Source organism: Kitasatospora sp. NBC_00374 (assembly GCF_041434935.1).
Classification (GTDB): Bacteria; Actinomycetota; Actinomycetes; order Streptomycetales; family Streptomycetaceae; genus Kitasatospora.
In genome coordinates, this window is the sequence record NZ_CP107964.1 from 8,936,287 (window position 1) to 8,955,920 (window position 19,634).

The 19,634-nt window shown below is 72.5% G+C and carries 15 protein-coding genes and 1 pseudogene; 5 read left to right on the forward strand and 11 right to left on the reverse strand.

The features are described from left to right. Positions 1–142: 142 nt before the first annotated feature. Positions 143–886, reverse strand: a complete 744-nt coding sequence (locus OG871_RS39290; protein WP_371493425.1) for a helicase associated domain-containing protein — start codon at positions 884–886, stop codon at positions 143–145. Positions 887–1,438: 552 nt separating this feature from the next. Here OG871_RS39290 and OG871_RS39295 point away from each other — a divergent pair. Continuing rightward, the gene (locus tag OG871_RS39295) at positions 1,439–1,840 is read left to right on the forward strand and encodes a hypothetical protein (protein WP_371503526.1); all 402 of its coding nucleotides are present in this window, start codon (positions 1,439–1,441) and stop codon (positions 1,838–1,840) included. 608 nt (positions 1,841–2,448) lie between these two features. On the opposite strand, the pseudogene OG871_RS39300 reads toward OG871_RS39295, so the two are convergent. Together OG871_RS39300 and OG871_RS39305 are read right to left on the reverse strand one after the other, a co-directional pair. After that, positions 2,449–3,009, reverse strand: a pseudogene (locus OG871_RS39300) (competence protein CoiA family protein); the annotation flags it as partial. A gap of 166 nt (positions 3,010–3,175) precedes the next feature. Then, positions 3,176–3,391, reverse strand: coding sequence for a hypothetical protein (locus OG871_RS39305; RefSeq protein ID WP_371493424.1), 216 nt, complete (start codon positions 3,389–3,391; stop codon positions 3,176–3,178). Positions 3,392–4,521: 1,130 nt separating this feature from the next. Here OG871_RS39305 and OG871_RS39310 point away from each other — a divergent pair. Beyond that, positions 4,522–4,803 (forward strand): MerR family transcriptional regulator, encoded by a 282-nt coding sequence (locus tag OG871_RS39310; RefSeq protein ID WP_371503183.1) that lies wholly within the window; start codon positions 4,522–4,524, stop codon positions 4,801–4,803. A gap of 786 nt (positions 4,804–5,589) precedes the next feature. On the opposite strand, the gene OG871_RS39315 is transcribed toward OG871_RS39310, so the two are convergent. Then, the gene (locus OG871_RS39315) at positions 5,590–7,098 is read right to left on the reverse strand and encodes a carbohydrate binding domain-containing protein (RefSeq protein ID WP_371493423.1); all 1,509 of its coding nucleotides are present in this window, start codon (positions 7,096–7,098) and stop codon (positions 5,590–5,592) included. Between the two features lie 960 nt (positions 7,099–8,058). On the opposite strand from OG871_RS39315, the gene OG871_RS39320 reads away from it, so the two are divergent. Beyond that, the gene (locus OG871_RS39320; protein WP_371503182.1) at positions 8,059–9,384 is read left to right on the forward strand and encodes an MFS transporter; all 1,326 of its coding nucleotides are present in this window, start codon (positions 8,059–8,061) and stop codon (positions 9,382–9,384) included. On the opposite strand, the gene OG871_RS39325 is transcribed toward OG871_RS39320, so the two are convergent. From OG871_RS39325 to OG871_RS39345, 5 genes are all read right to left on the reverse strand, one after another. Then, on the reverse strand, positions 9,297–10,679 hold the full coding sequence (locus OG871_RS39325) for a TfuA-like protein (protein ID WP_371493421.1): 1,383 nt from the start codon (positions 10,677–10,679) through the stop codon (positions 9,297–9,299). The genes OG871_RS39320 and OG871_RS39325 overlap by 88 nt on opposite strands. Beyond that, a complete protein-coding gene (locus tag OG871_RS39330) occupies positions 10,676–11,569 on the reverse strand; it encodes a YcaO-like family protein (protein WP_371493420.1) in 894 nt (297 codons plus the stop codon). Before OG871_RS39330 ends, OG871_RS39325 begins: the two co-directional genes overlap by 4 nt. A 385-nt stretch (positions 11,570–11,954) precedes the next feature. Beyond that, the gene (locus OG871_RS39335; protein WP_371493419.1) at positions 11,955–12,113 is read right to left on the reverse strand and encodes a hypothetical protein; all 159 of its coding nucleotides are present in this window, start codon (positions 12,111–12,113) and stop codon (positions 11,955–11,957) included. A gap of 28 nt (positions 12,114–12,141) precedes the next feature. Then, on the reverse strand, positions 12,142–12,759 hold the full coding sequence (locus OG871_RS39340; protein WP_371493418.1) for a hypothetical protein: 618 nt from the start codon (positions 12,757–12,759) through the stop codon (positions 12,142–12,144). After that, positions 12,759–13,397, reverse strand: a complete 639-nt coding sequence (locus OG871_RS39345; RefSeq protein WP_371493416.1) for a hypothetical protein — start codon at positions 13,395–13,397, stop codon at positions 12,759–12,761. Before OG871_RS39345 ends, OG871_RS39340 begins: the two co-directional genes overlap by 1 nt. Before the next feature lie 159 nt (positions 13,398–13,556). Here OG871_RS39345 and OG871_RS39350 point away from each other — a divergent pair, with 159 nt between their 5' ends. Both OG871_RS39350 and OG871_RS39355 read left to right on the forward strand, forming a co-directional pair. Then, positions 13,557–14,900 carry a tetratricopeptide repeat protein gene (locus OG871_RS39350; RefSeq protein WP_371493415.1) on the forward strand — a complete coding sequence of 448 codons (1,344 nt, stop codon included), beginning with the start codon at positions 13,557–13,559 and terminating at the stop codon, positions 14,898–14,900. 557 nt (positions 14,901–15,457) lie between these two features. Beyond that, a complete protein-coding gene (locus tag OG871_RS39355; protein WP_371493414.1) occupies positions 15,458–15,700 on the forward strand; it encodes a hypothetical protein in 243 nt (80 codons plus the stop codon). 610 nt (positions 15,701–16,310) lie between these two features. Here the strand turns inward: OG871_RS39355 and OG871_RS39360 are convergent. Together OG871_RS39360 and OG871_RS39365 are read right to left on the reverse strand one after the other, a co-directional pair. Beyond that, the gene (locus OG871_RS39360) at positions 16,311–16,880 is read right to left on the reverse strand and encodes a hypothetical protein (protein WP_371493413.1); all 570 of its coding nucleotides are present in this window, start codon (positions 16,878–16,880) and stop codon (positions 16,311–16,313) included. Between the two features lie 439 nt (positions 16,881–17,319). Beyond that, entirely contained in the window at positions 17,320–19,545 is a 2,226-nt protein-coding gene (locus OG871_RS39365) for a trypsin-like serine protease (protein WP_371493411.1), read from the reverse strand. Between the last annotated feature and the right edge of the window lie 89 nt (positions 19,546–19,634).

Here is a 19,634-nt window from a genome sequence, read left to right on the forward strand (position 1 = left end):
CACCAGCACGCCGACATCCGTCCTGGCCCGGCCCTGGCGGTGGAGGAGCGCCGGGCCGGGCCGCGAACAGTGCCCCCGGCCGCACGGGCGCCAAACAGATTCACCAGCCGGCCACCCGCCCGGCCCTTCCGGGACGGCCCGCTCACGCCCACTCCACGCCGTGTTCGGCGAGCTGCGCGAGCTGGCCCGGGGTCAGCTTCGCCCGGCGGGCCTTCTGGTTGTTGAGCCACGTACCCAAGGCGAAGTGCGACACCACGACCTGCTCCTCACCGCCGGGGCCGGCCTCCACGCTCTCCAGCGGCTCCTTGTGCGGGCGCCGGACGTTGGCGTGCCGCTCCCGCTCGACGAAGGCCGCCAGCGCCGCCAGGCCCTGGGCGAACCGGTCCGTGCGGGACACCGTCGGCTTCGCTTCGGCAGCGGCCTTCGCGGCCACCAGCTCCTGGTCCTCCTCGATGCCTCTCGCGGCGAGCAGGTCCCGCTGGTCCCCCTCCAGACCGGGCCAGCCGGCCCTCGGTGCCTGCACCCAGCGGCCGAGCTGCTCACCCTCGTACACGGTGTCCGCCGGCAGGGTGGTCCAGTCGACCAGGCCGTCGGACTCCAGCCACCACAGCCGGGCGGTCGCATAGGTGCGCTGCCAGGTGATCGGCCAGGCCGGGCACCACCACGGGTCGATCACCTCCAGCGCCCGCCGCCGCTCGGGCGACAGCGCCCCCTGCTCGCCCGCCGGCACCTGGGCCGACGCCCGCAGCTCCGACAGCCACGTCCCGATCGCGTACCCGCCGACCGGCGCCCGCGCCGGCGCCGCTAACGACCCACCATGCCCCTTCGCCCATACCCGCGCCCAGGCCAACCCGTCCTCCCCGGGCGGGTCGGCGCGCGCGGCCATCAGGCCCGGGACTATCAGGATTCCCTTCCTGATACTCCCGCGTCATCCTCACCCCGTCCCACTGGCCCGGGTCCGCAGCGCGGATCGAGGTCACGACAAGCTCCTGGATCGGCCTGGGCCAGGGCTGGGGACAGCTGCGCGAACGCCGGATCGTCGCCACCTCCACCGGGCGCAGCGGCCTGGGCATCGGCCGCCGCGTCGAGGTGCTGCTCCCGGACGAGCGTGGCCGCTGAGTGCGTTCGGGCGGTGTCTCGGTTCCTGTGCGGGATCGGATGCACTCCGGGTGGGATCTGGCGGCTTTCTGACCGGTCGGCGGCTACCGTGGGCCGGCCGCGCGCCTGCGGCCGCCGCGGGGGAGTGTGTCGTACGGTCGGGGTCGGAGGACGGTGTCCACTCCCGTCGCCGATCCCGGCCCGGCCGTCCACCCCCCCCGGCGGCCGGGCCTCAGCGCGCAGCCCCTGCCGGCGAGCCACCTGCCCAGCTGTGCCGCGGCGCGTCGCCTCTCGCTGGCTGTGGCTCGCGCCGGCCGGGGCGGGGGCGTACACCGGAGACATGGACCACTCCGACGCCGCCGAGGGGGTCGGCTCCGGCGACGCGCCGGAGCTGTGCGACGGCTGCGGCCGGATGGTGCCCGCCCGGCAGCTGGTGGTCTCGCGGGCGCCGGACTCCTCGGCGGTGTCGATGGACGCCCGCCTCGACGGCCAGCGACTGCTGCGCGCGTGCTGCGAGCCGCACCTGATCGAGCTCGCCGTCGGCTACCTGCGCCGCCCGTTCGTGCCGGAGGAGCTGTGGTCCGGGCAGATCACCCGGGCGGTGCGCCTGCTCGACCCGCTGGAGGGGGAGCAGATGTACGAGCAGGTCGTCGCGATCACCGGCCTCGACGAGGAGCAGGTGATGCGGGCGGTCGCTTGGCAGGAGGGCCACGGAAGTCCTTTCGGATCGGCCCCGGACTGATCAGGCCGGAGCGTGCGACGCCGTCCCCGGGGACGCCCGTGACACGAGGCCCCCCAACCGACTCCAGCCACCACGCCCTGGCCGCGACGTACGCGCGCTGCCAGGTGACCGGCCAGGCCGGGTTCCACCAGGGATCGATCTCCTCCAGCCGCCAGCGCTTGTCCGGCGCCAGCTGCGCCGTCCTCGACCTCCTGCAGGGAGGCCGTCGGCCGCATGGACACGACCCAGGCACCGACCCCCAGCGCCTCGCGGTCCGCCTGGTCGTGCTCGGCGGCCGTCGCCGCGTAGGCGGGGGCGCTCCAGTGCCCCTGCCACGGCCGCCCGTCCGCGCGCAGCCGGTACCGTCCGGCCGCGGGCGCCCGGTACGGCGCGACGCGGCCCGCAAGGACCCAGGACACGAAGTCACCCAGCGGCGCCGTGACGCTCTCCCAGTCGCCGTGCCCCCGCGAGCACGCACACCACCGCCTGCACGCCTGCACCGAGAACCGGGCGAGACCCGCGGCGACCTCCCAACCGTCCGGCCCGCCGTCAGGCGCGGTGCCGGGCGCGGTGACCCGGATCGAGGGCACCGATCCCAGCCACCGCCGGGGCCGGGTGGCCACCCAGCACACCGCTACACCGTCACGCGCGAAGCGTTCGGTGCGCGCCCGTATCTCGTCCTCGGTGATCGCCGACAGCTGCGCCTCCCATGCGATGCGGCGGGCGCCGTCGGGGGAGGAGGCCATCACGTCCGCCCGCCAGGTGCCGTGCGGTGCGCGGACTTCCAGCTCGGCGAACCAGCCGGCTTCCCGGATCGCGGTGGCGAGCTGCAGCTTGAGCAGGTGGTGTTCCATCGACTCCCCGGCGAGCGCGCAGCGCGGCGCCCCGGGGTCGTGGGCGAAGAACCGCATCCGGGTGGGGGAGAGCTTGGCGTGCATGCCGTGCCCGCACTCCGGGCAGGCCAGCGGCACGCGTGGCCGCGCCCGGTGCACCAACGCCCAGGCCCAGCCGCACCCGAGATCGTCCCGGCTGGCATCCAGCCGGCCCCGCTCCGCGTGCACCGCGGTGAACGCCACACCCTCCCCCTCCCCGTACAACCTGAACGGCCGACGCGCCCCCGGCCCTCCCGAGCCCGCCCCCAGTCCCTTCCCCTGCCTGCACCCGGTCCACCCCACCAGGTACGGCGCCACACACCCCGCGCCCGGAAACCGTCACACCAGTGGCGGCGTTCATCCGGGGCGACCCATGAGGATGTCGCCGTCGAGGGCTTCGGCGGAGCGCTGCTTACCTGGGACGCCGCCGTCCGCGCCACCTGACACCCGGTACGCCGTGGCGGCGGGGTTGTGCCCGTGCCGGCTACCGGGGGCCCGGCCGTCGGCTGCGGCGGGGGTCGAGCGCGTCGCGCAGGGCGCGTAGCTCGGTGATGGTGGCCTGTTCGGCGAAGCGGGCCAGTAGCCGGCGAAGGCCCCGCTGGTCCCGGTCGCGGACGGCTTCGGTGATGGCGGCCAGCAGCGACGCCTGGGTGTGCGGCGCAGCTGCGCGCACCGCGGGCTCGGCCTGTGGCCCTTCCACCGGTCGCCTCTCCTTCGTGGTGCCGCTCATCGTTGCGGGCCGCGGGGTGCTTGGTCCGCGCCGTTGCGGGGCGAAGACTACCTTCCCCTGGCGAACCGAAAAATCTGTGCTGGCCAGAGTAGACATTGCCCGGGGCTGTGGTTAGTGTTTCTCTCGCAGACGCAGTCAAGCGGTACCCGCCAGACACGAACTGGCGGGACGCAGTACCGAATTTCGCAGGTCGGCACGGTTGTGGGGTCCCGAAGCCAGGTTGGTGCAGTAAGGCGACAGGACCGACGGCCGGGCCGGGCGGCCCGCAGGTATCAGGGGCCTGCCACGAAGCGGTACCGCAGTTCAGCAGGACGCAGGACACGCCGGGCTGGTGGGCGTGAAGCAGTGACGCGAACAACGGCACGGCAGCGGAGTTCCGGAGCCAGAGCAGGTGCAGGACGGCGACGGGACTGGCGGCCGGGCCGGGTGGCCCGCAGGTATCAGGGGCCACCGGCGAGCGGTACCGCGGCAAGTGCAGATGCAGTACCAGTAGGTGAAGTCGAGTTGAGCGGTACCGGCAGTCGCGGTACGCGGTATCTCAGCAAAGGCGCCAGGGCTGCGGGCGCGCGTGCTGGGAGTTCGGCAGTGGGGTTCCAAGCCAAGCAGGTGAGCAGGACGGGCGACGGGGCTGACTGCCGGACCGGACGGCCCGTCAGGGCCGCCACAGCAGTACCAGGTGGTTGAAGTTCAGCAGTACCGAGAAGTACCCGTGTGAGCAGTACCGAGCAGTTCGCACATCCCGATCAGTACAGAGGATGAAACGGAGGGACAGAGCGCCATCAGGATCGCCCGGCCCGTGAGGTAGGTAATCGCCCGGGCGGACACCGCAGACCCCCTTTTGAGTACGAGGACGGTGGTTTCCGGTCACGCATACGCGATCCCCGCACACCCCCACCCCCGGGGCAGTGCGGAACACGAAACCCGGCCCAGGCCGGTAGATGGTGTTGTTCCCCTTCGGGGCCCCGGAGCCACTACGGCGCCGGGGCCCCTCGACGCGTTCCCCAGGAACCAAGAGAGGTGCAGTGACTACGACGACCGACAGGCCCCACACCCCCGACACCCCCGACTCCTTCGACGACGACGACTACCCCGCCTACACCATGGGCCGCGCCGCCGAGATGACCGGCACCACCCCCGGCTTCCTACGCGCCCTCGGCGAACACGGCCTCATCACCCCACTACGCTCGGAGGGCGGACACCGCCGCTACTCCCGCTACCAGCTGCGCATCGCGATGCGCGCTCGCGACCTCGTCGACCAGGGCACCCCGATCGACGCCGCCTGCCGCATCGTCATCCTCGAAGACCAACTCGAGGAAGCCCTGCGCATCAACGAGCAGCTCCGCGGCTCCCAGCACGGCCAGAAGCCCGCAGCCGACACCTGACCCGCTTACCCGCCCGGCCGACGAGACCGGTCCGCGGTGAGCGACAGGCGCTCACCGCAGGCCGCCCCGGGGCGCCGACGACAAGAGCCGCCCGCCGCCGATCGCGGGTCGGCCGCCCTCCACCGCCGCGGAGGCCCGGTAACCGGCCGGACTGGCGGGGAGCAGTTCGGGGCCGCCCGGAACGATGGCTCGTTGCCCCAGTGGAGTTGACGCCTGGGGGCGTTCATCTGCTGCCGGTCTGACCAGGTCATGACGCGTGCCCCGCGGCGTGGGACGGGCCCGGCCTTCTTCTTGCCGTTGACCGGACAGTGCCCACGCTCGCACGGCGGGCAATACCCGCCCGATGGTCGCTCCGCGACCGCCCGCGCCGCGCGAGTGCCTGAGGCGTGGACACGTGGTGGGCGACCTCGACCAGGACACCGGTCCGCTGCTGGACGCCGCCGTGGAGAGGGCCCCGATCGGACGAGGCGGGCATTGCACCAGCCTGTCCGTGGAGACGAAGCGGACGGCGGACCGCCACGCCCGTCACGGTGTACGCGACGCAGACAGCGACGACGAACTTCTCGTGGCGGGCGTCGTCGTCGGCCACGTCACCATGGCGGACACCGAAAGCGGTGAAGATGGCAGGTACCGGTGGATGGAGACCCCGGACGCCGACACCGCCGTTCTGCCGGCATGTCCAGCAGGTCCCCGGGGGTCGCGCTGGCCGACCCGTGCCTCGGACAGTCAGGTCCGACTGTCCGAGGCTGGTGAAGGGGCACGCCGCGGGTAGCGGTAGGGCAGTGATCAGCCGGTGTACTGCTCGAAGACCTTGGTGAACTCGTACGGCTGTGAGTCGATCCCGCTGCAGCTGGCGGAGGCGCCGCCGCCCGTGCAGCCCTGCTGGTCACGGCCGACGGACCAGAAGGCCAGTCGCCCGACGTGGTGCTGCCGGGCGAAGGCCAGGACGGTGCGGGCGTCGGCGACCGTGAACACCTCGTTGGGGTCGTCGTTCTGGCCGATCATCGGAGTGATGCCGATGAGTGACCAAAGCTCCGCGTCGGACTTGCCGGGGAGCAGCTGTGCGAGCTGGTCGTGCAGCTTCTGGGCGGCCTGGGCCGCGCGGTCGCCCATGGCGCCGCCGTTGTTCTCGTAGTAGTCCATGGTCATGATGTTCACCAGGTCGACGCGGACGCCAGCGTTGATCGCGGACTTGACGATGTAGAGGTTGTCGGCGTTGAGCCCCGACTCCGGCAGCACCCCGAGGGTGAGGGAGACCGTGAGGGTCTTTCCCGCGTTGGCTGCGTTCTGCTGCAGGATCTTGATGGCCTGGGATCGGCGGTCGGCCATCGAGTGGTCGGTGAGGTTGTCCTGCTGGTCGCCCTTCTCGATGTCGAAGTCGATTGCTGTGAGTCCGTAGGCGTCGATGACCGATTGGTAGGCGGCGGCGAGACTGTCTGCGGTCCCGCACTGTCGCGCCAGGTCGTTCGCGTTCCAGCCGCCGGTGGAGACCAGGGCGTCGCCACCCGCGTTGCGCAGGCCGGTGATGTTGGAGCTGGCGTCGCCGCCCGCCATCGTGGCCTGGCAGCCGCCGTTGGAGTTGAGGAATGCCAGGGTGAAGTACTTCTGCCCGGACGCGCCGGCGATCTGGCTGAGATCCTTGCCGAAGCTGGCATCGAGATACGGGGCGAACTTGAAGCCGCTGCTCGGGCTGCCTGTGGGCGTGGGCGTGGGGGTCGGGGTCGGGGTGGGGGAGGCGGAAGTCGGGGTCGGGGTGGGAGTCCCGTTGCCTGCGGGGCCGCTGAGAGTGATGTCGTCGGCGTGGTACGCGCCCGTGCCGTACCAGCCGTGGGTGTAGAGCGTGATGCTGTTGGTATTGGCTCCGGTGGTGAAGCTCGTGGTGAGTTGGCTCCAGCCGGATGAGCTGTTCCACGTGCTCGGGTCATTGCTGCCGGTTCCGCTCGCCCCGAGGTAGGCGTTCTGGCCCTGGACCCAGCCGCTGAGAGTGTAGGCGGTGCCGGGCTGCACGTTGACGGTCTGGCTGCATTGTGCGGTGTCACTGGCCGTCGGGGTGGCCTCGAGTGCGTAGGACCCGGCGTGGGCCGGGCTGGTGACGACTGCGCCGGTGCCGGCCGAGCATGACCAGTGGGACAGGTCTCCGGTCTCGAAGCCGCCATTGGCCGTCAGATTGGTGTCTGCCGCGTTGGCCCCGGTCCCGAGCGCGACCAGGGTGCCTGCGCCCAGAGCGACTGTGGCGGCGCTGACCAGGGCAATCGTCTTGCGGGAGGCACGTCGGCGGTGCTGTGAGGATGACATCGGAGTCCGTTTCCTGGGTGCGGGGGAGTGAGCGTCCGCGAAGTGCGGACGACTCCTGATGGTCCGTGAGATACGGTCTAGAAATGTGAGTTGATCTGCCGCCGCAACTCTCGGTTGGACGCACGCAGAGGCTGGGCTGCGGCGGCGTGCAGCACACGGGAGTCCCGCGTGGGGTCGGGTCTCCCGTGTGCTGTCGACAACAAGGTGGACTGGGCCAAGTGCCAGGTCAAGGAGGTCGTCCGCGCCTTGAGCCTGCCTTAAGGAGATCGCCCTCGCGGCGTTGAGCCCGCCTTAAGACTGCCGGTCCGGCAGCCCGTGGGAAGCCTGCGGCGGCGTCCGCCCGGCGCATGTTCTCAGGGGATGGTTTCACCGCCCGGGACCGCGGCGACATCCGCAAGCCCGTCCACTGACGCCCTTCCCGAACCACCGCGCCCCAACCGGCGCCCGGACCTGACCCGCTCCCGGGCCGAGCTCGGCTTCGACCCCCAGGTCACCCTGGCCGCCGACGGCCTGCGTCGCGTCCTCGCCCGCCAGACCGCCCTCCTCGCCCCGGCCCGCACACGCGTCGGGAAACCGGGCCGTACCGCCGGGTACGACGCGCTGACATCACGCAACGCCGCCTCGGTGCGCGCGGGCCGACGCGGCCTGGAGGTCGCCGTCCAGGTGCGGCCTGCGCGGAGCTGTACTCACTCTTCGGGCGTAACCCGCTCGCCGCCGCGGCCGGCCCCGCGGGTGCGTGTGCCGGCGACGCGGCCGCGTAGGGTCGGGGGCCGGATCCGACCGAGTCCGTGGCAGTCCTCAACGGCTGTTCGTGGTGGGGAAGTTATCGCTTCGAGGCGCGTCCTGGTGCGTCTGCGACAGACGATCTTCGGGTTGCTCTAGAGTCGGTGCGAGCTTCCCGGTGGCGCCCAGCGCTGCCGGGACTTCGTGTTCTCTGGGCGGAGTTGGATCTTGCGAAACGTGCGGCTGCTGGACCGGGAAGCGCCAGGATCTGTCCCACGGATCGGCTGGGGGGCCCGCGTCCGGGAGGCGGGGGCGCCGCTGGCGATCCGCCCCTACCGGCTGCACGTCACTGCCCGCCTGCTGTCCTGGACCGGATCGGCGGTTTCCCCGATCGGCCTGGCGTTCGCGGTGCTGCACATCGGTGGGAGCGCCAGCGCGCTCGGCCTGGTGCTCGCGGCCAGTGTGGCGCCGCAGATCCTGCTGCTGCTGGTGGGCGGTGTCGTGGCGGATCGGCTCTCCCGGGCCCGGGTCATGGTGTGGTCCAACATCGTCTGCGCCGTCGCGGAGGGGCTGGCGGTGGTGCTGCTGTGGGCCGGGGCCGCCCGGGTGTGGCACCTGGTGGCGATGTCGGCGGCCTGCGGGGCGGCGTCGGCGTTCTTCACCCCGGCGGCCGGTGGCATCGTGGTGGAGGTCGTGCCCGCCGAGATGCGGCACGCGGCGAACGCGCTGCTCAAGATCGGGCAGAACACGGTGAAGGTGGCCGGTCCCGCGCTGGGCGGGGTGCTGGTCGCGGCGTTTGGGCCGAGCTGGGTGATCGGGTGGGACGCGCTCACCTTTGCCGCCTCCGCGGTGCTCTTCGCGCGGATCGACCTGAGCGCCGGGCCGGTGAAGCTGAAGGCGCGGTTCACCGCCGACTTGCGCGAGGGCTGGGACGACTTCCGTTCGCGGCGCTGGCTGTGGGTGATGGTCTGCCAGTCCGCCCTGGTCGTGCCGGTTTGGCTGGCTGGCTATCAGCTGCTCGGCCCGGTCTACGGGGCCCGGTTCCTGGGCGGTGCGGCGCTGTGGGGTGCGGTGGTGTCCGGGTTCACGGCCGGGCTGGTGGCCGGCGCCGCCGTCGCGCTGCTGTGGAAGCCGCGCTGGGTCGGGCGGGTGGTGTGCCTGGGCATCGGGTCGATGGCGCTGCCGCTGGGCGCGATGGCCGCGGCCGCCCCGCTGCCGGTTCTCATCGTCGCGACCGCGGCGGCCGGCACGGGGCTGGCGATCAGCATGACCGTGTGGGCCTCCCTAGTGCAGGAGCGCATCCCCGCCGATCGCCTCAGCCGCACCATGTCGTACTCGACGCTCGGTCAGATCCTGCCGGTCCCCCTCGGCTACCTCCTTGCGGGACCGGCCTCCCACGCCTTCGGGGTCCACTCCACCCTCGCCGCAGGCGCCCTGGTGATCGCGGCGGCCGCCGTCGTGCCACTGGCGCTCCGTCAGGTGCGCTGGCTCTCCCTGACCACCGACGAAGAGGCGACGGCGACCGGCGGCGAGCTCGTCTCCGCGGCCCGGGCCCCGAGGTAGAAGGCGCGGGCGACCTCGACGGCGCCCGCGAAGTCCCGAAACGCCCGGTCGCGGGCCGCCGCGTCCAGCACCGCCCGGTCGGCGTCCGCCGCCAGGTGCCAGCGGGCCGCCAGGTGGCGAGCGATCCGGTCCGGGTCCAGGTGGGCGGTGCTGCGGCGGGCATCGGCGGCTTCGACGGCCGCGTTCAGCGCGAACGCGGCGGCGACCGCCTCGGTGGTCGCCAAGCCCGCCTCGAGCAGTTCCCCGGCCTCGGCGCGGGTGGACGGCCACGCCGACCAGGCGCCGTCCAGCCGGGCCGAACGGACCATCATCCTCAGCAGTGACTCGGCGGGGACCAGGTCCCGGATCTCCTCGGGAGTGAGCCAGAACGCCAGCTGCCGTCCCGACATCCCCGCGGTGTCCACTCCCTCGGCGGCGGCGACCCGCAACGCGGCGCTCTCCAGATCCGGCGTCGCCCTGGTCGGCGGACGTCGGGCGACGGCGGCCAGGACCCGCGCCCGCCACCGGGCCGCGAACCGGGGGTCGTAGAGCTGCTGGTGCTGGAGCACGGCGAGGAACGGCACCGCGGCGGCGTCGGGGCGGAAAGTCGCGGCCCAGTACCGTACGAAGCTGGTCCGCCACGGCTCCTGCGCCCACGGCCCGGCGCCGGTCACCGGCGCCAGGCCGGCCGCGACCAGGGCGAGCGCGAGCTCGGCGTCCTCGCGCTTGAGGTCGTACGGGTGGGTGCGGCGCCAGGCGTCGACGGTCTCGAACGCCTCGGTGGCGCCGGCCGCGCGGGCACCGCGGCCGAGCGCCGCCCAGGAGCGGCGGGTGTAGGGCAGGGCCCGGGCGAGGTATTCGAGGTTGCGCGCGTCGTCCGTGCTGATCAGAGCGGCCGCCGAGCAGCGGGTGAACGCGGTCCGCAGGTTCACCAGCGCCTCGGCCAGCGGCCGGCCGTCGGGGGTGTGCAGGACGGCCACCTCGTCGTCGGCGTCCAGGACCCCGGTCCGCAGCTGGTCGAAGATCTGGCCGACGCCGGTCATGCCGTAGGGGGCGAGCTCGGCGGCGCGAAGGGCGCCCATGCTCGCGGCGCCGACCACGCGCACGCCCTCGGCCAGCAGCAGCAGGATCTCCTTGTGCCGCACCGGGGCGCTCTGGTGCCACAGTCCGTCGATGACCACCACGGTGTCGCCGGGGGCGGTGTCGAGCCGCAGCAGGTCGCCGTGCCGGACCGGTGGATGGCACACCGCGCCCGGGACGAGCTCGCGGACGCGGGCAGTCGGCAGGGTGGGGCCGGCGAAGACGTGGACTCTCACGCGGCGACCTCCTGGGTGGGTCGGGGGATGGTGTGGCGGGCGTCGTAGCGCAGGTGCGGCGCCAGGACCTTGACCACCGCGAACTCCTCGCAGGCGTGTGGTCCCCAGGTCAGGTCGACGACCAGGGGGTGGGTGCCGGTGGTGTGGGCGACGAGCGCGGCCAGGTGCCCGGCCTCCCCGTCATCGGTGGCGAAGCCGGCGACGTACCGGCGGGCGATGGTCGCCCAGTCCGCCCCGGCGGCCGGGGCGGGGGCGGGGCCGCGGTGAACGGTGTCGCGGTAGGCAGCCGGGTGGATGTCCTCGCGGCTGCCGGTGATCTGGGTAAGCCTGGACTGCGCGGCCTCGGTGATCGCCCGGGAGAGGGCGACGTGCGGGTCCAAGTGGGCGCCGGAGCCGGAGACCAGCAGCGCGGGCTGGTCCTCGCGCCACAGGTAGCAGGCCATGACGGGGACGCCGAACCGGTTCGGCAGGTGCCACAGCTCCAGCCAGGCCCGGGCCGCCCGTACCCGGGCGATCAGGTCCGCGCAGTGCGGGTCCTCGACGGTTACCGGGTCGATGAGCTGCGGCAGCCACGGCTGGCCGGGCGTGGTGAGGTCGCTGATCGTGTCCCGTTCGATCACCTCGCACAGGCCGTGCACGACGGCCTCGGCGCGGGTGTTGCCGGAGGCCAGGCCGTTGGTCGAGGCGCTGGGCAGGTGCAGGCGCCACTGGTCGTGGACCTCCCTGCCCAGACGTATGCACGCGGCCGGGACCGGCACGGGGGTGTCGTCCACGGCCGATCGGGCGGTGATCCAGTCCAGGACGGTGCGGGAGGTCAGCAGCGAGCCGGCGTGCGACTCCAGCGCGGTCACCGGGTAGGGCAGCCCCATCTCCCGGGCCGGCGCGCGCACCGACGGCGCGGGAACGGCGCGTTCGCCGTGCCATCTCGATCGCCTCCATCGCCCCGGACACCCGGGCCGCGTCCAGCGTCGCGCCCTTGCCCTGGGCGACGGACAGGGTCCGGGCCAGGGGCCGCACGGCCATGGTCACCGGGATGCCGAGGTCGTCCAGGCCGGTCACGTCCGCGACGCGGGTGATCCCGTACGTCGCCAGCAGCGGCCGGATGGCGGCCCAGGTCTCGGCGGGGTGACGGGTGCGGTGGGTGCCGTCGAAGAACGCCTTGCGCATGCTGCCTTTCCTCCTCGGGGTGGCGAAGCCCGGCCGCCGGACACCCAGGTCATGGGCGGTGCCCGGCGGCCGGGCGGTCAGCTACTCAACTACCGGCTGCCGGCCGCCTCAGACGGTGGGCAGGTCGTAGGTGTGGGTGTCGGGGAAGGCGGAGTCGGGCACAGCCGGGTCGCCGCCGGAGTTCTGCGGCATGTTGCCCTCGGCGTGGAGCTCGGCCACGAAGTCCGCCGGGTCGACGACGACCCCGGGCGTGGTGATGTCGGGCACTGTGTTCCTCCTTGAGCTGGACGGACTGCTACACCGAGAGGTCGGTGAAGCAGATGGTGATCAGCACCTCGCGCGACGCGGTGTCGAGCGGGGTACGCCAGTGGGGGATCCGACGTCCGTCGAATCCGGTCAGGACCCGGTGGCGGATCGGGAACTTCTCGCCTTCCGGGTAAGGGGTGTCGGCGAGACGGCCGGCGACCTGCTCGGTGGTCAGATACCGCAGGTTCGGCAGCCAGCCCATCGCGCCCAGCCCCGGGGTGAGGCCGCAGCTGAAGGTGATCTCGCACTTCCCGTCGTCCCGGTGGACGTGCATGTAGTCGCCGGGCGCGTAGTACTTCAGGCCGAAGCGGATCGCCGTCATCCGACGGTGGCCGGTCGCCTCCCCGGCCACCTCCGCCAGCGCCTTCGACATGGCCAGCGCGCTGAGCGCGGCCCCGCCGGTGTGGACCCTGCAGCGCTGCGGGGAGGTGATCGATCCGTCGCGCATCGACAGCAGCCCGGGGCGCTGGTTGTGCCGCACCACCGCGTACGGCTCGCACCGCTTCGCCTCGGCCGCGATCTCCTCCCACAGCCCCGCGTCCACCAGGTCGTCCGGCACCGGGGCCTGGCCTTCCGCCAGCCAGGTCTGACGCAGCGTCGTCGCCATCACAGGTCCATGAACGACATGGTGACCAGCAGACCAACCGGCAGCGTGAGCCGGGGGCGCCAGTGCGGGACGTGGTAGCCGGCGAACGCCCGCACGCTGCCGTCGCCGTACGGGTGCGCGAGCGTCGTGAAGCCCTCGCCTTCGGGGAAGATGCCGTGCTTGGCCACGACCTCCCCCAGGTGGTCGGGGTGGGCGTTGCGCAGGCGCGGCGCCCAGCCCATCGCCGGCAGGTCCTCGGTGAGCGCGATCCCCACCGTGACCGTGGACTTCACCGAGTCGGTGTGGATGCCCTGGAAGTCGCCCTTCCGGTAGAGGACCACCGCGCCGCCGCGCGGCACCAGGCGCGCGATGCCGGTCGCCTCGCGCAGCCGGGCCAGCAGCACCTTGTCGTAGGCCAACGCTTCCAGCACCGGCCCGGGCGGGACGAAGCCGCAGTGGACCGGCGAGGCGAACGAGCCGTCGCGGTGCGAGCTGGTGTGGTCGTGCACGTGCGCGGTGACCAGGTCGAGCCGCCCGCGTGCCTCCGCGGCCAGGGCCTGGAAGCGGTCCGGCGCCAGCACGCCGGGCAGCAGGGCCGTCCCCGTCTCCTCCCAGGCCGCGCGAGCCGGGAGCCGTTCCGCGAGCGCTTCGGTGTCCATCGTCCCCTCCGGATCTCTCGTCTCGACAGCCGCCCAGGGCCTGGTGATTCCCGATCGCCCCGGGCGGCTGACGATGAGTCAACAACCCGTCACAACCCGCATCTACGGCTCGCGCAGGGGCTACGGTTGAAATCCTTGAATTCCGGGGGAAGGCGACGCATGTCCGACCACACCCGCAACACAGCCCTCCAGAACCTCATCCGTGAGACGGGCTGGAACAACGGCCAGTTCGCCCGCGCGGTCAACGCGGTGGGCACCGAGATGCGCCTGGGGCTCAAGTACGACGACACCGCGGTCTGCCACTGGCTGACCGGCACCACCCCGCGGGCCAGAGTCCGGCCGGCGATCCTCGAAGCCCTCAGCCGCAAGCTCGACCAGACCGTCACGAGCGCCGCCGCCGGCTTCGGACCGGGCGCCGAGGTGCCCGACCGGCCGGACACCGCGACCGCCCTCATCGAGCTCTGGAGAGCAGACATGGACCCCTCCCGCAGGACGGTGCTCGGCGCCGTCGGCCTCTACTCCGTCGCCCTGGCCGTCCCCGGCTGGCCAGACGTCATAGGCCGTGCCCAGCACGCCCGCCAGGCCCGCACCCGCATCGGGGCAAACGAGGTCGACACCGTCACCGCGATGGCCGAGCGCCTCTCCCAGATGGACGACGAGTTCGGCGGTCGCCTTGCTCGCCCGCTCGCGGCCGCGTTCCTGGGCAGCACCGTCGCCCGCTACCTGCAGTGCGACGCCTCCGAGGCCACGAGGAAGGCGATGTGCTCGGCCGCCGCCGACCTGGCCTACCTGACCGGCTGGATGGCCGTCGACGAGGGGCAGCACGGTCTCGCACAGCAGTACTACACCCAGGCCCTGAACCTCGCCGGCGCCGCCGAGGACCACCTGACGTACTGCACGGTCCTGCGCGGCATGAGCGTCCAGGCGATCGGGCTCGGCCACGGCCGCAAGGCCCGGCAGTACGCCGATGCGGCAGCGGAGGCAGCCCCGGCGGCCGGCCCGAGGATGCGGGCCTTCCTCGTCGGCCAGCAGGCCCACGCCTCAGCCGCCGTCGGCGAGCGCCACACCGCCCTTCGCCAACTCGCCGAAGCCGAAGCAGCGCTCGACAAGGCGACGTCCGGATCGGCGTACGTCGCCGGCTACCACCCCGCCGCCCTGCACTACCACGCCAGCCACGTCCTGTTCGAGCTGCGCGACCTCGGCGGCTCCATCACCGCCATGCAGGAGTCCAACCGCCACCGCCCGCCCACCGAGCGCCGCGCGCGAGCCCGCTCCACCGCCCTCCTCGCGGAACGCCAGTTCGCCTTCGGCCACCTCGAAGCCGCCTGCGCGACCTGGGGCACCTTCCTGGACGACTACCAGCACGTCAGCTCCGCGCGCTGCGACGACCACTTCGCCACCCTGCGACACTGCGTGGCCCAGCACCCCGGCAACAGGATCGCCCGGACGCTGGGCGAGCGGGCCCGCACGCTGGCACCCGTCGCTTACCGCCGCCCCAGCTGAGCGCCATCCGGCGCCATCTGGACCACCCGGTAGCCGAGGCGGGTGAAGGCCCGCCCCACCGGGCGCCCCAGGCGGGCATCCTGAGGCGATGCAACGTCGAGGACCCCGCCGCAGCCGTCGAGTTCGCACCGCCCGGCTCGCCGTCACCCGTGCACGAGCCGGTGGACGGCGTCCAAGCTTCCGGCCTACCGAAGAGACTCCGCGGTCACCCGGACCCGGCGCATCTCCATCGGCGGTACCGTGATGGTGACCACCACCCACGATCCGCGCTGCGAGATCTGGGGCACGGGCCGATGACGGCCAGGCGGCGCACGAGCCCTGCGGGGGTCCGGGCAGTGCGCCGCCCCCGCACCAGCCCGGGCCGCAGACCCGTCCCATCACGGCAACGGCCTGATACGACCGACGGCGCCGCGGTGCTGCTCACCGTCCCGGCGTCCCGGCGTCCGGCGGCCGGGCCGCGGCGTATCCGGGGGTGCGAGCCCTCACGACCGGTCACTTGCTGCTCGTGGGTCTGTTGGGCACCTGCGGGCCGTGCCTGGCCGCGCTGCCCGGGGGATGTGTTCGCCCGCGCGTACGATCACCGGGTCGCCAAGAAGCAGAAGACGTTCGAGCTCCCCACCGGTCTGAAGGACGCGCAGCGCGTGCTCGCCGCCGCCCGTGCGGAGCGTGCCGCGTTCCTTGCCACCCTGCCGGTCTGGAGGGGAGACCTGGAGGTCACCGCCGTCGGGGTGGGAGAGGAACTGCGCACGGAGTTGGGCCGGCTGGAGGAAGCCGAGCGCCGGGCCGCTCACGTGGTGTGAGCCGACCCGTACTGGGCGACGGTCCCGGCCGAAGACCGGGTCGCGGCCCGTACTCAGCTCGGCCACATCGACCACGAGGCCGCCCCGGCCGCCGTGTAGACCTGCACTGCCCGGCTGCGGTGCCTGCCCAGCCGCCCGGTCCGCGGCGTGAAGACCGTTCCCGGACCACCCTGTTCCCGTGTCACCGCCTGCGGACGCCGTCCCAGGGCCCAGGCCGTGCCCTTACAACGCACCGCTCGTTGATCCGGCCGGGCGCGGCACGGAACCGCTCGCGCACCGGACCGCAACGACCCCCCCCACGAACCGGGCCGATACGCGGCGGGCCGACCTCGGGGCGGCCGGACGTACACACCGGCCGCCCCGGCGCCGACTCGTGTCCATCCTCTCGCCCAACGCTGACGAGACGAGGTGACCGTGCCGGCGCGGCCGCGGACCTCGCGGACGCCGGAGACCTCCGCGGGGAAGGACGCGAGCGCATCCGGGCCGAGGTCGCCGCCTTGGGTGACGGCCCTCCGGCCGGGCAGCCAGACTGCCCGCGCCGCCTGGACGAACCGACGAGGTTGCCCTTGCCCTGCTTGGACCCGGAGCTGGCGTTGGCGGCCTGGTCTTTTCAGTCACGGGTGACTTGGACCAGCTGGGACACTCGGCGGTAGCCTTTCGGCATTTCTTGGCTAAGGACCGAGTGGTCCGTCCTCTTGGCCCGTGCGTCGTTGAACTGCCGCCACGCGGCGTCGTCCATCTTGACGAGACTGTACGTACGGACGGAACCGACGTCGGCGCTGGACAAGTCGATGGGCAGCTCCTGCGGCTCCGTGCTGCCCGTCAGCTCGCCCTGCCCGTAGTAGTTCGTGTGTGGGGCGGGCGATCCCATCCCATCGCGGGTGATCAGCCACGCGAGGTGATCACCGCTGGCCAGGGTGCACCTCACGTGTGCTGTCAGCGTTGTGACTGTGTGGACGCTGAGCGGCCCCGGCGGCTGAATGTCGACGCCGAGGTCAGATTCGCCACACGGCGGGAACGCGGAGTTCGACGCTGGCGGCGGTGACGGGTTCTTGGACGAGTTGTTGTGGTTGATGACGGCTGCCACGATGACGCCGATGGCGGTGATCACCGCGACCACGATCGCCACCCACCACCCGGGCGCCAGGCCGCTTCCGCCGGATGTTGCTGATGTTGCCATGTGTGTCCCCCTTCCTGTCCTGGGCTTCCCGTGCCGCAGCCGCTGCACTCGTGCCCGGCTGATCCACCATCACCAGCGACCGGAAATACGACGATCGGCGGGGCGCACGCTTCGCGTAGCGACGACGAACCGCTCCGCACGCACTCCTGCACCGCGCCACCACCCAGGTTCGCCAGCACCATGCAGCGTCCGGCGGCTACCACGGGATCGCCGGGCTGCGCCTCTCGCAGCGCGAGGCCAAGGACGCCGTCGCGCTCGCCGAAGGCCCGCGGCTTCAACCAGGTGACCCGCCTGCGGCTGCGCCTGGTCGCCTCGAATCGGGTGAACGACCACGGAATGGCCCTGGCGCCTCACAGTGGCCGGAACGCAGGGCGGTGGCAGAGGTTGGTGGGCGATCAGCAGGTACGCCGTGACGGCCGGGCCCGGGGGAGCGCTGTGGTCATGTTCCGCGGCACTGGTAGGTCGGGCTGGATCCGCGGAACACGGCGTCGCCGAAGGCGAAGATGCCGCCGTCGCAGGCGCTGAGGAGGTATCCGCTGCCGGTGGGTGTCGCGGACATGGAGGTGACGTGCCCGTTGAGGGGTTTGCCGGCCATGGAGCCGTAGAAGCCGGCGTTGCCGAAGGCGAACACGCCGCCGTCCTCGGCGGTCATCCAGTAGCCGTGGCCGTCGGGAGTGGAGTCGATGTCCACGACCGGTGCGTTGAGGGGTTTGCCGCCCATGGAGCCGTAGAAGCCGGCGTCGCCGAAGGCGAACACGCCGCCGTCGCGGGCGGCGAGGAGGTATCCGGCGTTGACGGGGGTGGCGACGATCGCGCTGACCGGTGCGTTGAGGGGTTTGCCGCCCATGGAGCCGTAGAAGCCGGCGTCGCCGAACGCGAACACGCCGCCGTCGCTTCCTGCCAGCCAGTACCCCTGGCCGGTGCGGCTGGGTGCCATGCCGACGATGTTGCCCACCCGGATGTTGAGGCCGGGCAGTGAGCCGTAGAAGCCGGCGTCGCCGAACGCGAAGACGCCGCCGTCGCGGCCGACCAGCCAGTACCCGTGGTTGGTGGGGGTGCGGGCCAGGCCGATGATGTTGTTCACCTTGATGCCGAGGCCGGGCAGTGAACCGAACACCTGGGCGTCGCCGCGGGCGGTCACCGCTCCGTAGGTGTCGACCTGCCAGTATCCGCCGCCGGTGGAGGTCTGCACGATGTCGGCCGCGGTGGGCAGCATCGCGACCGTGAACGACGTCGTGCGGCTCGTGGTGGCGCCGACGGGGTCCTTGGCGGTCACGGTCCACTGGTAGCCGGTTCCGGGGTCGAGCCTGTGCGCGGGCACAGTCCAGGAGCCGGCCACCCAGCCGGAGGAGACGTCGACGGACGGGCCGGTCACCCGGTAGGAGAACTGCAGTGCCTCGCCGTCGTCGTCGTGGGCCGTCGCGGACAGCGTCGGGGTGTTGGAGCCCGTGACGGATCCCTGCTGCGGTGCCACCGCAGTGATGACGGGGCTGCGGTTGGGCAGACTCAGCGTCCGGGCGGTGCTGGCGGTCGCGCCCTGGTTGTCGGTGACCACCAGGGTCACCGACTGCGTCGTCCCTGCGCCCAGGGACAGCGTGGGCCGTGCGCCTGCCGCGATCTGGGTGCCGCCCTTGAACCACTGCCAGCCGGTCACCTGGCCGTCCGGGTCCGAGGAGGCGCTGCCGTCGAGGGTGACACGGTTGCCCGCGCCCGCCAGCCGGGTCCAGGTGAAGGACGCCAGCGGCGCCCGGTTCTGCGGCGGGGCCGGCGGCAGACCGACGGTCGGCAGGTTCAGTCCCGTGGTCTGCTGGATGAAGGCGAGGGCGCGGCTGCCCCCGTCGACGCGGTTGCTGATGCCGAAGTACTCCGCGGGTTCGGTGTCGGTCTTCGCGCCGCACGGGTCGATGCCGATCGTCGCGCTGGTCACCCCCGCGATCCCGAGCGTTCCGCCGCCTACGTCGGCCAGCACCGGGCCGCCGCTGTCGCCCTGCGCGGAGCGGCCCTGGCCGATGTCGAAGGTGAACAGACCCGTCGACGGGACCCAGGCGTCAGCTCCGCTCCCGGCGTCGACCCCGCACCGGGAGAGCACGGACTTGTAGGAGGCCCAGGTGTGTAGGCCCTCGACCGAGACGTTCAAGGTGCTCGACGGCTTGTCGCTGGTCCCGGCCGTCCGCCCGTATCCGTACCGGCGGACCGTCGACATCCGGTCCAGGGAGCCACCGGCCAGGATCGGCAAAGGCTGGATGTGGTCCACCCGGGTCTTCAGCCGGAGCAGGGCCACATCCTGGACCCCCGGGCTCCACTGATACCCGTCCATCCGGATGATCGCCTGCACCTCGTCGGTGAAGGCCGCCCGGCCCCCGGCCGCGGAGAACTTCACGTGCATGCCCTGGGGAGCGTACGGGTCCCCTTGAATCTCGTTCTTGTTGGTGCAGTGCTGCGCGGTCAGGACCCACTCGGGCGCGATCAGTGCGCCTGTACAGGTGGTGGGATAGTGATTGGCCAACAGCGGGTCGCTTTCCACCCGCGGCACCGCGGCCTTCACCGCCGCTTCCGGGGCGGCGCGGCCGCCGATGATCGCTGAGGCCTGGCTCCCCCCGGCCACCAACCCGTACACCGCCACCACCCCGGCCAGAAGGCACCGGGCACCCAGGTACTTTCGCACGTCCACCCCCACCGTGAAGAGTGCTGCCCGCCCCCGTCCCGACCGCCTGTGCGTCCGGCACCGAGCAATCTCGACAACTGCGTCATATC

Coding starts and splice junctions, on each gene's coding strand:
- OG871_RS39295 (WP_371503526.1), top strand. CDS start 1,439: ATGGACCACTCCGACGCCGCCGAGGGGGTCGGCTCCGGCGACGCGCCG.
- OG871_RS39290 (WP_371493425.1), bottom strand. CDS start 886: ATGGCCGCGCGCGCCGACCCGCCCGGGGAGGACGGGTTGGCCTGGGCG.
- OG871_RS39360 (WP_371493413.1), bottom strand. CDS start 16,880: ATGGCAACATCAGCAACATCCGGCGGAAGCGGCCTGGCGCCCGGGTGG.
- OG871_RS39315 (WP_371493423.1), bottom strand. CDS start 7,098: ATGTCATCCTCACAGCACCGCCGACGTGCCTCCCGCAAGACGATTGCC.
- OG871_RS39310 (WP_371503183.1), top strand. CDS start 4,522: ATGGGCCGCGCCGCCGAGATGACCGGCACCACCCCCGGCTTCCTACGC.
- OG871_RS39340 (WP_371493418.1), bottom strand. CDS start 12,759: ATGGCGACGACGCTGCGTCAGACCTGGCTGGCGGAAGGCCAGGCCCCG.
- OG871_RS39345 (WP_371493416.1), bottom strand. CDS start 13,397: ATGGACACCGAAGCGCTCGCGGAACGGCTCCCGGCTCGCGCGGCCTGG.
- OG871_RS39350 (WP_371493415.1), top strand. CDS start 13,557: ATGTCCGACCACACCCGCAACACAGCCCTCCAGAACCTCATCCGTGAG.